This window comes from Flagellimonas nanhaiensis (assembly GCF_003382275.1).
GTDB lineage: Bacteria > Bacteroidota > Bacteroidia > Flavobacteriales > Flavobacteriaceae > Flagellimonas > Flagellimonas nanhaiensis.
The window spans coordinates 1504356-1519384 of record NZ_QTJX01000001.1 but is presented as its reverse complement, the minus strand read 5'-3'; the positions used below and the strand labels follow the sequence as shown (position 1 = coordinate 1519384).

15 protein-coding genes are annotated in these 15029 nt (G+C 42.3%); 14 read left to right on the top strand and 1 reads right to left on the bottom strand.

Annotation, left to right across the window (positions count from 1 at the left end):
• Positions 1–19 precede the first annotated feature (19 nt).
• Complete coding sequence (locus DX873_RS06940; protein WP_067030421.1) at positions 20–439, bottom strand: HYC_CC_PP family protein; 420 nt, start codon at positions 437–439, stop codon at positions 20–22.
• Positions 440–713: 274 nt separating this feature from the next.
• Between DX873_RS06940 and DX873_RS06935 the strand changes: the two genes are divergently transcribed.
• The 14 genes from DX873_RS06935 to DX873_RS06870 all read left to right on the top strand — a co-directional run bounded on the left by DX873_RS06935 (position 714) and on the right by DX873_RS06870 (position 15020).
• Complete coding sequence (locus DX873_RS06935) at positions 714–1130, top strand: HYC_CC_PP family protein (protein ID WP_067033774.1); 417 nt, start codon at positions 714–716, stop codon at positions 1128–1130.
• 104 nt (positions 1131–1234) lie between these two features.
• Positions 1235–4999, top strand: a complete 3765-nt coding sequence (locus DX873_RS06930) for an efflux RND transporter permease subunit (protein WP_067033771.1) — start codon at positions 1235–1237, stop codon at positions 4997–4999.
• Entirely contained in the window at positions 4996–6213 is a 1218-nt protein-coding gene (locus DX873_RS06925) for a TolC family protein (protein WP_067033769.1), read from the top strand. Before DX873_RS06930 ends, DX873_RS06925 begins: the two co-directional genes overlap by 4 nt.
• A gap of 72 nt (positions 6214–6285) precedes the next feature.
• A complete protein-coding gene (locus tag DX873_RS06920) occupies positions 6286–8661 on the top strand; it encodes a multicopper oxidase domain-containing protein (protein ID WP_067033765.1) in 2376 nt (791 codons plus the stop codon).
• A gap of 3 nt (positions 8662–8664) precedes the next feature.
• The gene (locus DX873_RS06915) at positions 8665–9990 is read left to right on the top strand and encodes an APC family permease (RefSeq protein ID WP_067033762.1); all 1326 of its coding nucleotides are present in this window, start codon (positions 8665–8667) and stop codon (positions 9988–9990) included.
• Positions 9991–10009: 19 nt separating this feature from the next.
• Positions 10010–10567 carry a DUF4175 domain-containing protein gene (locus DX873_RS06910; protein WP_232520874.1) on the top strand — a complete coding sequence of 186 codons (558 nt, stop codon included), beginning with the start codon at positions 10010–10012 and terminating at the stop codon, positions 10565–10567.
• A 57-nt stretch (positions 10568–10624) separates the two neighbouring features.
• A complete protein-coding gene (locus DX873_RS06905; protein ID WP_067033759.1) occupies positions 10625–10816 on the top strand; it encodes an SHOCT domain-containing protein in 192 nt (63 codons plus the stop codon).
• A gap of 4 nt (positions 10817–10820) precedes the next feature.
• Positions 10821–11207 (top strand): DUF302 domain-containing protein, encoded by a 387-nt coding sequence (locus DX873_RS06900; RefSeq protein ID WP_067033756.1) that lies wholly within the window; start codon positions 10821–10823, stop codon positions 11205–11207.
• An 11-nt stretch (positions 11208–11218) separates the two neighbouring features.
• A complete protein-coding gene (locus tag DX873_RS06895) occupies positions 11219–11692 on the top strand; it encodes a DUF302 domain-containing protein (RefSeq protein WP_067033754.1) in 474 nt (157 codons plus the stop codon).
• Positions 11693–11713: 21 nt separating this feature from the next.
• A complete protein-coding gene (locus DX873_RS06890; protein WP_067033751.1) occupies positions 11714–12343 on the top strand; it encodes a DUF3347 domain-containing protein in 630 nt (209 codons plus the stop codon).
• The gene (locus DX873_RS06885; protein ID WP_067033748.1) at positions 12344–12799 is read left to right on the top strand and encodes a heme-binding domain-containing protein; all 456 of its coding nucleotides are present in this window, start codon (positions 12344–12346) and stop codon (positions 12797–12799) included. It begins immediately after the preceding gene.
• 16 nt (positions 12800–12815) lie between these two features.
• Positions 12816–13337, top strand: a complete 522-nt coding sequence (locus DX873_RS06880) for a DUF3347 domain-containing protein (protein ID WP_067033744.1) — start codon at positions 12816–12818, stop codon at positions 13335–13337.
• A gap of 147 nt (positions 13338–13484) precedes the next feature.
• Positions 13485–14024 carry a hypothetical protein gene (locus tag DX873_RS06875; protein WP_067033742.1) on the top strand — a complete coding sequence of 180 codons (540 nt, stop codon included), beginning with the start codon at positions 13485–13487 and terminating at the stop codon, positions 14022–14024.
• A 321-nt stretch (positions 14025–14345) separates the two neighbouring features.
• On the top strand, positions 14346–15020 hold the full coding sequence (locus tag DX873_RS06870; protein ID WP_067033778.1) for a DUF2231 domain-containing protein: 675 nt from the start codon (positions 14346–14348) through the stop codon (positions 15018–15020).
• The last annotated feature ends 9 nt before the right edge of the window (positions 15021–15029 follow it).

Sequence of the window (15029 nt, the reverse complement as noted above, 5' to 3'; positions counted from 1 at the left end):
CAATCCGCTTAAATATAAATCAAATTAAGAAAGTCTCGTGAAGAACTAGTAAATCCTTCTGAATCAACGGAGGTTTATAGTTTTTGAAGGGAACTACATTTTCCTCAAGTCCTTCAAAAAGGTTTATATAAGTGTGGACAAAGGCCTTTAAGAAGACAAAATTTTGAGAATCAATCTCAAAGGAAACCTTTTGGAGATTATCATTACCTTGCTGTATAAATGAATCATCACTACAACAGTCTCCAACTCCAATTGAACATTTTTTTGAAGTGTTTTCCGTCTTTTGGATTTTTTGATCACAGGGCGTTGCTTTACCGAACACGGCAATATCTACCAGTTTTTCACAGCAAAAATGCATATCCGCCGTAAACGAGGTAGTCGAAAAGAGTACCGCCAACGTCAAAAAGATGGATAATATTTTGCTAAAAAACTGCTTCACATTCTAAAATTACAAAATTTTGTTTACCCCCAAAAATAATCGATTTTTTTGATAATCTCACTTAATTATCTGAAAATCAAATATATATTCGGTGATACATATAGCCTTAATACCAAATGTAAACTAAAGGCTTAAACAAATAAATGATATTTATCATATCGCCGATAATTGATTTTGTTCATACGTGACTTGAAAGAAAAATCAAGGGATTAGATTTCCAAAATTTTGTTAAACAAAAAAAGAGTGTTAAAATTTTTGTAGTTTTGCAGAACGGATGAAAAGTGTTTTCCATAAAATAACATCGTTTACAATGGCACTATTAGTGCTGTTATCAACCTTCTCTTTTTCGGTTGCACAACACTATTGTGGTGATGTTCTGGTTGATTACTCTTTCTTGGGCCATGCAGAATCTTGCGGCATGGAAGTTCAGGAGACAGCAGAGTTACCAGAGTGCAATTTGGTCAAAGCCGATTGCTGTAGCGATGAAGTCCTTACCGTTGATGGCCAGAACGACTTAAAAGTATCGTTTGAAAAATTAAGCTTTGAACAACAACAGTTTGTTGCCAGCTTCATCTACACCTATCTTAATCTTTACGAAGGACTACCTGAAAACATAGTCCCGTTTAGTGATTACCCCCCTCCACTTTTGGTCAAGGATATACAGATCCTAGATCAGATTTTTCTCATTTGATTTTTAAGTAATAGCATTTTACAGCCCGACTGATAGCAGTTTAGGGCTTATCCTGTTTTCGTTGGTTTCCGGCCAGCACTTCTAATTACTTAATCATCAATACCATGCTGAATAAAAGCATCAAATTCCTTATCGAAAATAAATTGGTAGCCGTTTTGCTCCTAGTCCTTTTTGTAGGCTGGGGAACCGTAAACGCCCCTTTCGAGTGGAGCACTGGCTCATTACCAAGAAACCCTGTTGCCGTAGATGCCATACCTGACATCGGGGAAAACCAGCAGATTGTTTTTACCAAATGGGACGGTCGTTCCCCACAAGATATCGAGGATCAAATTACCTATCCATTGACAACCTCACTCTTGGGAATACCAGGGGTTAGGACCATCCGTAGCTCCTCCATGTTCGGATTTTCAAGTATCTATATCATATTTGAAGAGGATATCGAGTTCTATTGGAGCCGCAGTCGAATCCTTGAAAAATTGAACTCCTTACCGAGCGGTTTACTGCCCGACGGGGTCAACCCTGCATTGGGGCCGGATGCCACAGGACTTGGACAAATCTACTGGTACACTTTGGAGGGACGCGATGAGAAAGGAAATGTCACAGGCGGCTGGGATTTACAGGAGCTTAGAAGTATTCAGGATTTTTATGTCAAATATGCCCTATCATCGGCAAGCGGTGTTTCAGAGGTGGCCTCTATAGGGGGTTATGTACTCGAATATCAGGTAGATGTGAATCCCGAACTGATGAAGCAATATGGTATTGGGCTACAGCAGGTGGTAAAAGCTGTAAAACAAAGTAATCGTGATATTGGGGCACAGACCTTGGAAATCAACCAGGCCGAATATCTCATTCGCGGGCTTGGGTATGTGAAGTCCATCGAGGATCTACAGAATGCAGTCGTTACCTCTGAGGATTACACGTCCATTCGCTTAAAGGACATTGCAAATGTTTCCTACGGACCGGCCACACGGCGCGGCATATTGGATAAGGAAGGAGCAGAAGTTGTCGGGGGGGTAGTGGTCGCACGGTATGGTGCCAATCCCATGGAAGTCATCAATAATGTCAAAGACCAAATCAATGATTTAAGTGCCGGACTGCCCTCAAAAGTACTTGAGGATGGCAGAACATCCCAACTTACCATTGTTCCTTTTTATGATAGGACCGAACTTATTCAAGAAACGCTCGGAACCCTCAACGAGGCCCTGACCTTGGAAATATTCATTACCATTTTGGTCATCATTATCATGGTCTTCAATTTAAGGGCATCCATCCTGATATCGGGACTGTTACCGGTTGCAGTGCTTATGGTGTTTATTGCGATGAAGCTATTCAATGTGGATGCAAACATCGTGGCACTTTCGGGTATAGCCATTGCCATTGGAACCATGGTGGATGTAGGGGTCATACTCTCGGAAAACGTCATACGGCATTTGGACGAAAATGAAGAGGGCCTACCCATTAATACCGTTGTCTACAATGCCACCGCAGAGGTGTCGGGGGCCATATTGACCGCCGTGATGACCACCATCATCAGTTTTATTCCGGTATTTACGATGATCGGGGCCGAAGGAAAACTCTTCAGACCCTTGGCCTTTACAAAAACCTTTGCGCTTACCGCATCCATTATCGTAGCCTTATTTTTGATACCACCATTTGCGGCCTTTCTATTTAGAAAAAAAAGCATAAAGAAAACTACTGGATACGCCGTTAATGGAATATTGATACTTCTAGGGATTATAGCCCTTGCTTATGGCTTTTTATTAGGATTTATATTGATTGCCTTCGGTATCGTAGGCTTGCTAAAAAATCCGGAATTGGCATCACGTATTTCCACTGGATTTTCGCTTTCCGAAGAACGAGCCAATCTTATCAATATCATTATTTCGGCCTTTGCAATTGTTTTTGTTTTGGCGGAATACTGGAGACCTCTCGGTCTTGATAAGAGTATTTTTTGGAACCTGATTTTTGTTTCGCTTATATGTTTCGGACTACTGGGCTTCTTTACCATATTCCGGAACTATTATACAAGGATACTTCGCTGGGCATTACGGAATAAGCTGATATTTCTTTCCATACCCACCGCCATTGTGGTATTCGGAGTAATGATTATGCGCAATACGGGCAAGGAGTTTATGCCTTCATTGAACGAAGGTTCGTTTTTGTTGATGCCTACCTCCCTTCCGCACGCCGGTGTCGAAGAGAACAAACGGGTATTGCAGCAACTGGATATGGCTGTAGCCAGTATTCCTGAAATAGCAACGATAGTCGGCAAATCCGGTAGAACCGAATCCGCATTGGATCCGGCGCCCTTGTCGATGTATGAGAACGTCATCCAGTACAAGCCAGAATACATGTTGAACGAGAACAGGGAGCGCCAACGGTTCAAGGTCAATGAAGATGGCCTCTTCGAACTCAGGGACGGCACCTTTGTGACCAATCCGAACATGGTTGTAGATGATGAAGGAAATTACGATGAATCTGCCATAGTTTCTGCATTCTCTGTTAAACAAAAGGATTTGATTCCCGACGATGATGGGGAATATTTTAGAAACTGGCGGCCTGAAATTGAATCCCCCGATGATATTTGGAACGAGATTGTACGTGTAACGAAACTTCCAGGCGTTACATCCGCGCCCAAACTGCAACCTATTGAAACCCGCTTGGTCATGTTGCAGACCGGCATGCGTGCGCCCATGGGTATCAAGGTAAAAGGGCAAGATTTAAAGGAAATAGAAGCCTTTGGCCTCAAGCTGGAGGACATTTTAAAGGAGGCCGAGGGGGTCAAGGATGAAGCCGTGTTTGCCGATCGAATTGTCGGAAAGCCTTATTTGCTTATAGATATCAACAGGGAGCGTTTGGCACGATACGGCATTACCATTGAAGATGTGCAAAGCGTGTTGCAAGTAGCGGTTGGCGGCATGGTGCTTACCCAAACTGTTGAAGGCCGTGAGCGTTATGGAGTTCGAGTACGGTATCCAAGGGAATTGCGAGAGAATCCAGCGGACTTAGAGAATATTTATGTTCCCGTTGCCAAGGGAAGCCCGGTTCCTTTGAGCGAGTTGGTTACCATTCGATATGAAAAGGGACCACAGGTCATCAAGAGCGAAGACACCTTTTTGGTGGGTTATGTACTGTTCGATAAGTTGGACGGTTTTGCCGAAGTCGAGGTGGTCGAGAATGCACAGGCCCTTATACAAGAAAAAATAGATAATGGAGAATTGGTGGTTCCCAAGGGCATCAATTATTTGTTTACCGGTACCTATGAAAACCAACTACGTGCCGAAAAGACGCTATCGGTCGTAGTACCGCTGGCATTGGCCATCATATTCTTGATTCTTTATTTCCAATTCCGTTCAGTAGGTACCTCATTGATGGTGTTTACCGGGATTGCTGTTGCCTTTGCCGGAGGTTTTCTGATGATTTGGTTCTATGGTCAGGATTGGTTCCTGAACTTCAACTTTTTCGGGGAAAACCTACGAGACCTCTTCCAGATGCATACCATTAACCTGAGTGTTGCCGTATGGGTTGGGTTTATTGCGCTCTTTGGTATTGCAACCGATGATGGTGTGGTCATGGCCACCTACCTGACCCAAACTTTTGATAGAAACAAGCCCGATTCCCTTGTATCCGTTAGGGATTCGGTTGTCGAAGCTGGTGAAAAACGTATCCGTCCGTGTTTGATGACGACCGCAACCACTATTCTGGCACTGCTTCCGGTATTGACATCCACCGGCCGTGGTAGCGATATTATGATTCCGATGGCGATCCCTTCTTTCGGGGGGATGCTTATCGCCTTGATTACCCTATTTGTTGTTCCAGTGTTGTACAGTTGGAAGGCCGAGTTTCAATTAAAAAGAATGTCCAAATGAAGAAATACCTATACATATTGATCGGAATAGTATCCATCGCTTCTGTGAACGGACAGGAACTGGAAAGCCTTATCCAACAGGCCGAACTCAACAATCCGGAAATCCAGGCTTTTGAGCTGCGGTACAATATTGCCTCCGAAAGAGTGAACGAGGTCAATACTTTGCCCAATACGGAGGTAAGTGCCGGACTTTTCGTAAGCGAGCCCGAAACACGGACCGGAGCACAGAAAGCACGGTTCTCGGCAAAACAGATGATCCCGTGGTTCGGTACCATTACCGCCCGTGAAAATTATGCAAGTTCATTGGCCGATGCCCAATACGAAGAGCTGGTCATCGTCAAAAGAAAATTGGCGTTGTCGGTATCTCAGTCCTATTACCGATTATTCTCGATAAGGGCGAAGCAAAGCGTTTTGGACGAAAATATAGAATTGCTGGAAACCTATGAACGATTGGCCTTGACCTCGGTAGAAGTTGGTAATGCCTCCGCAGTAGATGTGTTGCGCTTGCAGATTCGGCAGAACGAACTGCTTCAGCAAAAAGAAGTTTTGGAACAGGAGTATTTGGCCGAACAAACGCTGTTCAACAATCTATTGAATAGGGACGAACAAACACAAGTCGAAGTTTACGAAGGGCTTACGGTACCCGAACAAGACCCGATAACGGAAGAAGGAAGCCTTGACCTGCATCCTGAACTTTTAAAGTATGACAAGTTGTACGAGTCGGTCGAACAATCTGAAATCTTGAACCAAAAAGAAGCCTTACCGAATCTTGGTTTCGGATTGGATTACGTACCCGTTGCCGAAAGGCCTGATATGTCTTTCGATGATAACGGAAAGGACATCTTGATGCCGATGGTATCGGTGTCCATCCCGATATTCAACAATAAATACAAATCCATTTCCCAACAGAACAAATTAAGGCAAGAGGAAATAACCGCCCAAAAGCAAGAACGAAGAAACAAGCTCGAAACACTTTTGAGCGAGGCCATTAACAACAGAATGGCTGCCAGGATTCGTTTTAGGACCCAAACAAAAAATATCGGACAGGCCAAGGACGGGGAGGAAATCCTTATCAAAAGCTACGAGACCGGAACCATCGATTTTAACGATGTGCTCGATATTCAAGAGCTTCAGCTTAGGTTTCAAATCAATCGAATTGAATCCATCAAGGGCTACTTTGTGCAGTCGGCCATTATCAATTATCTAAGGAGTTAATGTCCGTATCGATAGGAGTAAGGTATCTCGACTGAATAAAATAAAATATTATAAACCACAAAAATGAGAATCATGATCAGAAAAATTACAGTGTTGTTGGTACTTCTCATTTCGTGCAACATTGCCGCACAATTAGTATCCAATGAAAGCGAAGAAAATGTGGATAATTGGCCTGAACGGGTCTATGATTTGACCATTGGTTACGAAACGGTCAACTATACCGGAAAAGATGTGAAGGCCATGACGATCAATGGTGGTATTCCTGGACCCAATCTCGAATTCAACGAGGGCGAGTTTGCCATTATCAACGTAACCAATACGATGGATGTCGAAACCTCGGTACACTGGCATGGGTTGATACTGCCCAACTTCTACGACGGCGTACCTTACCTTACAACGCCACCAATTGAACCCGGCGAGACCCAACAATACAAATTTGCGCTGAAACAGTCGGGCACGTATTGGTACCATTCCCATACGGGTTTACAGGAACAACGTGGTGTTTATGGCTCCATCCAGATCAATCCCAAAGAAACAAATCTTGAGTATGACAAAGATTTGGTACTGATACTTTCGGATTGGATGGATGAAAATCCCAAGACACAACTGAGAAACCTTAAACGAGGCAATGAGTGGTACCTAATCAAAAAGGACCAGGTTCAAAGTTGGGACAAGGTAATCTCAAAAGGTGCGGTAGGTGCGAAACTAAAAATGATGTGGCAGCGTATGCCCGATATGGCCATATTGGACAATTATTACGACCTGTTTTTTATAAATGGAAAATCTTCTAATGAATACCCTGATTTCAATCCCGGCGAACGGGTACGATTGCGCTTCGTAAATGCGGCCGCAGCTTCCTATTTCTGGCTGACATTTGGTGGTAATGACCCTATGTTGGTCTCTGCCGACGGCCTTGATGTAGTGCCGGTAAAACAGAACAAGACCCTTATCGGTGTGGCCGAGACCTATGATTTTATAGTGACCATACCACAAAGCGGAAAACTTGAAATACGTGCCACTTCTCAGGACGGATCTGGTCAGGCTTCCGCCTATCTAGGGACGGGCGATGTTTTGGAAGCCCCCACGGTACCTATACCCGACCTTATCAAACTAATGGAAAACATGATGTCGATGGACATGAAGATGGGTGCACCCGCGGCCAAATTCAATCCCTCCAAAAACGATTCCATCAAAGTGATGAAAAAATATGCGATGGATATGGGCGGTATGAAAATGGACCATTCCAAAATGGATATGCAAAAAGAAGATCAAATGCAGAAGAATGACCAAAAGATGGAAGATGAAGGGGGTAAGATGAAAATGCCAAAGGATAAGACGGATCATGCCAAAATGGAGATGAAAGACGATAAAATGGATATGAAAATGGGCTATGTGCTGCCCGCCGACAAGGTCATTGGCGATGCCATGAAAACCGGGGGCAATCCGGAATTTAACTACAACTATCTCAAAGCACCCGGAAAAACGGTATACGAAGACAACAAACCTGTTAGGGAAATGCTGTTCAACCTTACGGGAAACATGAACCGTTACGTATGGAGCATCAACGGGGTTCCGCTTTCAGAAACCGATAAAATAAAAATTGAACAAGGCGAAGTAGTGCGCATTACTTTGAACAACCTGACCATGATGCACCACCCGATGCACCTACACGGACACTTTTTCAGGGTACTGAACGAACACGGCGAATATTCGCCCTTAAAACATACGGTCAACGTGGCCCCGATGCAAAAAGTGGTCATCGAATTCGATGCCAATGAATATGGCGACTGGTTCTTTCATTGCCACGTACTGTACCATATCAACAGTGGTATGGCAAGGGTATTCAGCTATGACACCCCAAGGGATGAACGATTGAAAGGGTATCCCTTATCCAACCTGACCACCGAGGCCGACCATATGTGGACATGGGGTGAGGTTACGGGTGCCAGCCACATGGGCGAGTTTTTTCTGACCACTACGAACATCCGAAACCAGTTCATATTGCGAGCGGAATATGGATGGAACGAGAACTTGGAAGCCGAATTTACCTATGAACGATGGCTGAACAGTTATTTCCGTGTTTTCGGTGGGGTAAATGTCGAAAACGAAATGGAAGATAGTATGGATGAAATAGGCACCACGGGAGTAGTGGGTATCCGGTACTTCTTGCCATTGTTGATAGATTCTGATCTACGCATCGATAATAAACTACGGCCGACGATTTCATTTTCGACGGCTACGATGATCTTTCAGAGACTCGCCCTTTTTGGCGAATACGAATATCAAATGGATTTTGGCTGGGTCAATGATTTTGAACCGGGAACCGATTTTGAACAAGAGCAGACCTGGCAAGTAGGATTGGAATATGTCCTGAGCAGAGATTTTTCCTTAATGGGCAGTTACGACAACCGTTTCGGTTGGGGAGGCGGACTTTCAATGCGATTTTAACACATGGGACAATACAAAAAAAATAGCCTGAGTTTGACCGGTGCCGTATCTCTAGGAACGGGGGTAATGATTGGCGCAGGTATCTTCGCGCTGTTAGGGCAGGTAGCAGAATTGTCTGGTCAGTGGTTTCCCTATGCGTTTTTGCTGGGGGCCATTATCTCGGGTTTTAGTGCCTATTCGTATGTTAAGATGTCCAATGCCTATCCCTCTGCGGGCGGTATCGCCATGTATCTCAAGAAGATATATGGTAAAAGTGCATTGACAGCTTCCGGAGCGTTGTTGATGGCCTTGTCAATGGTCATCAACGAGAGTTTGGTTGCACGTACCTTCGGCTCGTACACTCTACAATTGTTCGATGTAGATGATAACAGTGTTTGGGTGCCCATTTTGGGGGTATTCCTGCTGATTGTCGCCTTTCTTATCAATATTTCGGGCAACAAAGTTATCGGAAAGGCCTCTTTGGTCATGGCCATTCTAAAAATAGGTGGGATAGCCATTTTTGCCATAGGCGGTCTATGGGCCGCAGGTTTTTCATTCTCCGAAGTAGTTCCGTCCGAAAGTCTGACGGAATATCCAATCACTAATTATTTGGGAGCATTAGCTCTATCTATTTTGGCTTACAAAGGTTTCACTACAATTACCAATAGTGGCGATGAAATAGTCAAACCCAATAAAAATGTTGGGCGTTCAATTGTCATTTCTTTGCTCATCTGTACGGTGGTCTATTTATTGGTCGCTTTTGCGGTCTCTTCCAATCTTTCGATAAACGAAATCATAGCAGCGAAAGACTATTCATTGGCAGAAGCTTCCCGCCCCGCTTTTGGCAAGTATGGGCTTTGGTTCACAGTGGGTATCGCCATCATATCGACAATTTCTGGTGTGATAGCAAGCATTTTTGCAGTATCCAGAATGACAGCAATGCTGACCGAAAAGGAATTGATTCCCCATGAGCATTTTGGTATGCCGGGCAGGCTTCAAAAACATATGCTGGTGTATACAGTAATTCTGGCCATAACCTTAACGGTTCTATTTGATCTTACGAGAATCGCTTCATTGGGTGCTATATTTTATTTGATTATGGATATAGGAATCCATTGGGGAGTGTTTAAAAATCTTCGTAAGGATGTTAAGGCCAATCCTGCCGTTTTGATTACTGCTATTATTCTAGACGTAGTGGTTCTTGGGGCTTTTCTTTGGATAAAGGTAAGCAGTGATGTATTGGTCGTACTAGTGGCGGTCCTACTAATGGTCTTGATTTTTTTCGGAGAAAAATGGTTTTTGAAAAGAAATGATAGTGATGAAAAAGAAGATTTTAAAAATGATGTATGAATCTATAAAAATTAGAAAAATGAAAACAAAAGGAATTTTAATGACAATCGGATTAATAGCAACGATGGTTGGCTGTAAATCAACTTTCAATGCCTCCGAGACCATGCAGGTAGATGAAAATAGAAATGCCATCTATCAAGAGATTATCTCAAATCCGGTGCAGTTTGCCAATTTTATCAGTGAGGCAAGAAAGAATGAAGAGGCCAAAAAATTATTGATGAAAGCCCATATGGAGCAGATGGAATCTGGGGATATGAAAATGATGATGGACAAAAATCCCGAAATGAAAGAAAAAATGCAGGCCCATATGCAGAAGATGATGGAGAAGAATCCTGAAATGAAGGAAAAGATGCAGTCCAAAATGCTCGATAAGATGATGGAGAGTGAAAAGGGCCGTAAGATGTTGATGGAAAAAATGCACAAAAACGAAATGATGAAAAAACAGATGAAGGAAAGAATGAAAAATATGATGGATGAGAATCCTGATATGATGGAAGAAATGATGCAGAAAATGATGGAAAAAAATCCAGAGATGATGAAAAAGATGAAAGAAAAAATGAAAAATAAAGGAGCGTAAGCCTTTGAATACCGAGGTGGATTGAAAACAGAAAATAACTATTGAAATTCTACAATTATGATGATGTGGTGGTGGGTATTGATACCGGTCATTTTGGTGTTGGCCTTTTTTATGTATAACGGACGAAATAGCAGAGGTTCCAGGACCAAGGAAAATCCTATGGAAATTCTAGACAATCGATTCGCCAAAGGCGAACTATCCAAAGAAGAATACGAAGAACAAAAACGAACTATTAACTCTAAAAATTAAAACGATGGAATATTATTTCAACAAGACCCTTAACGAAGACTTTGATAAGGTAATCGAGAGAGTAACGGAAGAACTGAAAAAAGAGGGTTTTGGCATCTTGACCGAAATCGATGTCAAGGAAACCCTGAAAAAGAAACTGGATGTTGATTTTAAAAAGTACAAGATCCTCGGTGCCTGTAATCCGCCCTATGCCCATAAGGCACTGGAAGCCGAAGATAAGATAGGTACCATGTTGCCTTGCAATGTAATCGTGCAGGACGTATCGAAAGGGAATGTAGAAGTGGCGGCGGTAAATCCAATGGCTTCAATGCAAGCAGTCGACAATGAAATATTGGCTGAAATCGCAAATGATATTACCGCCAAATTGGAAAATGTGATCGAGAAACTTTAGAAGGGATAAATATGGAAAATAATAAGGGTAAAAGCGAATGGGTCTCGCAACAAAATTATTCAGAAAGTCAGAGTACCCCTTATTGCATTACGCGGAGGTACGGTAGTTTGACATTTGAGGAAACCGTACAAAACGTAAAAAATGGCATTAAAAAGTTAGGTCTTGACCTTGTTGGTGAATTTGACGTGCGCGAGTATCTCAGTTCAGATATGGAAAAGATGCCTCGGCACCTCATTCTAATGGTATGTGAAAAAGAAACTGCATTAAAACTGATTTCAAATGATATTCAAATGAGCGTTCTTTTTCCGTGCAATGTAACCATTAAGGAAGTGGAAAATAATACGATTATCGAAGTGTCGATAGAAGATACAGATTCGACTTGGTCTTCCGCAAAGAAGAAAGAAATAATAGAGGTGGCCAAAAACACAAAGAACATCTTGAAAAAATTGCTCGACACTATTGAACAGCAAAATGTAAAACTATAATTAACATCAAATTCAACAATCATGAGAAAATCAAATGTAACAACTGGAATTTTGGCCATGGCAATCATAACCCTATCGGCCACATCTTGCAAAGACAAGAAAAAAGTGCAGGAAAACCAAGAAGGTCACCAAACAGAACAAATGGAGGACAGCGGCCATATGGATGGCGCTATGGAAGACCATTCGCAAATGGACCATGACAACATGAATCATGGCGAAATGGCAATGATGTCATCTGAAGTCATCGCTGACTATCTGACGCTAAAGAATGCTCTTGTGTCCGATGACAAAGATGGGGCCGCAAAGGCAGGAGAAAAGCTTGAAGGCAGCCTAAAGAACTTCGATACGAGCAAATTCAGTGATGAACAGCAGGATGAGCTGAAAGACATTATTGAAGATGCCACCGAACATGCAGAACATATCGCGAAAAGTGACATCGGGCATCAACGTGAGCACTTTAAAACCTTGAGCAAAGATGTAGTCGATATGGTCGCCATTACTGGTACAGAAAATACTTTGTATGAACAATATTGCCCAATGTATGATAACAACAAAGGAGGTGCCTGGCTAAGCATGAATGAAGAAATCAAAAATCCATATTTCGGGGATAAGATGCTCACTTGTGGAAAAGTACAAAGGGAAATCAACTAAGTGAAGAAAAGTATAAAAATCATAGCACTAGTGTTTTTGGTCGGGTTTGTGGGGATACAGTTTTTTCCCACTTCCCGAAACCAAAGCGACACAATACCAAAAACTGACTTTATGCTTGTGAACGATGTACCGAAACAAGTGGAGAACATCATCAAGACCTCTTGCTACGATTGCCATAGCAACAACACGGATTATCCTTGGTACAACAAAGTGCAACCCGTTGCCTGGTTTTTGGAGGATCATGTTACCCATGGCAAGGAAGAATTGAATTTTAACGAATGGGCCGATTATTCAAACAGAAGAAAGAACAGCAAGTTAAAATCGATCATAAGTCAGATAGAAAATGGAGAAATGCCCCTTTGGTCTTATACACTAATTCATAGGGAAGCAAAACTTTCGGAGGACAAGAGGAAAACCGTTCTCGATTGGGTTTCAAAATTAAAGGACAGTTTATAAACTAAAAATCCAATAAATGAAGAATTTAAAACATGGTGTAGTAACCCTGCTCATGTTGGGGACTACAATGGGCTACGCACAGCACAAAATAGAACTGAACCATGACCATAGCAAGATGGAGATGAAAGTGGTCGAGTTGGAATTTAACGACAAGAACATCGCCAATGCCTACGAACATTACGAGCACATTAAAAATGACTTGGTCGGTTCCAATCCGGGCGATACCCAAAAGGGAGCGGTTATGTTGAACGAAGCGCTAGAAAAAATCGAGGGTTCCGAAGCGGCATTGGCGGCCTCGCAAAAAATCGCTGCTACCGATAATTTAGAGAGACAGCGAAAGGCTTTTTCCGATTTGAGCAATGAAATGGAACCCTTGTTGAAAGGAACCGTTACATCGGGAAAAATCTATAAGGATTTCTGCCCCATGGCCTTGAACGGAGGTGCTTATTGGTTATCTGCCATTAAGGACATCCGCAACCCATATTATGGAGCAAAAATGCTAAGCTGTGGAAAAGTGACAGCCATCATCGAAAAGTAAAGCTGATTGGGGAGGTTGAATATAGTTAATGATTAGTGTTTAAAATGCTTCCCCTTTTCAGGTAGTAACAATTGATTGTCTCGGTATAGTTATAGGAGTTTTTAAAAATAACGTGTAGAAAAAGAAAATAACATTCGCAAAATCTAGATGGAAACATTAAGCCTTGACATTTTTGTTGTGCCCACCGTTGCGCTGACTTTGGTCATTCTGATGTATATCTATTTTGCCAAACAGGTACGGAACAAAAAAAATTATAGGAACTATATCATCGGTATTGCATTAATAGCGTTTTCGTTCAATTTTATTTGGGAGCTGGCACAAGGTCCGCTCTATGAAGGTTTTGAATACGATTGGCAACATATTTCGTTTTGTGCCTTGGCATCCATCGCCGATATGTTGATGGTGCTTATTCTGCTTTTCGGATTTGGCCTGTTGTATCGCAATGTGTTTTGGATAGATGATTTAACTCCAAAACAGATTTTGGTACTAGTTACAATCGGAACGATCGGTGCCATATTGGGAGAAATTTGGCATACCTCAAGAGGCGATTGGAACTATGCAGGGGCTATGCCTATAGTGCCATGGGTAAATGTGGGGTTGTCGCCGCTATTACAATTTGCGGTATTGCCCTATTTGATTTTTGTGATTGGTAAAAACTATATAAACAAGGGGAATTTGGAAAAGTAAAATCTGGGCTGGTCGGGAATGTGTTTTTTGATTGGTTAGTTATTTAGTGTATTTCATGACCGCCCAGATTGTTTTAATGAAGAAAAAGTCCTGTTATGGGAAGGGGAACTTCGTTGATGTAGTGTTTAACGCCCTTCCCTTGACAGGCACAATATAGATAATGTTGTAATGAAAGATTGTTGTAAAAGGGGGCCGGAAAAGTCAGGGAAACAAGGTTGGAAAAAGTGGTTCAACTATACCATTTACATCGTTATAGGCGCTATTGTATTAGGTGCGCTTATTGTACAGTTAACGAATAATGCATCATAAAAACGATTGATTATGAAAAAAACGGTCTCATTTTTAGTATTACTTCTAAGCCTAATGTCGCTTCATGCAAGTGCACCTAAGTCCATTGAGAACAGTTCAGGGTATTCGGCGAATAGTTTAGGAACCTTTAATACTGTTGAATTGTCCGAAAAACCACAGCAACATACCGAAACCCACGCCGAAAAGCCCATAAACAAAGAAGAGGTAGGTTTGGATGAATTCGACAATTTACATCCGTTGGTAGTGCATTTTCCTATCGTACTCCTGTTGTTTGCGGCATTGCTCCAAGGTATTCAGCTCTTCGTCCTTAAAAGGAACTTGGACTGGGTTATCCTGTTTCTTATCGGTACGGGTTTTATTGGGGCCTACGTAGCGGGAACTTTTGTACACCCGCATACCCATGGCCTTACGGATGTAGCTCAAAAAATCCTGGACAACCATGATAAATATGCAGATTGGACTATTTGGTCAAGTGCTTTGGCCGCAGTTTTAAAAATTATCAGCCTTTTTTGGATAAAACTGAATCGAGGTTTTGAAATTGCCGTTCTCTTTATTATGGCCTTTTCGGCGTTCTCCGTTTCGCAAGCAGGGCATTATGGCGCTCAGCTCGTTTATATTCAGGGTGTTGGACCACAGGGCCAGTATTTGGAAACTGAAAGGGCAGGGGAAGAAAGCCATTCGCATTGAAAAACAAAG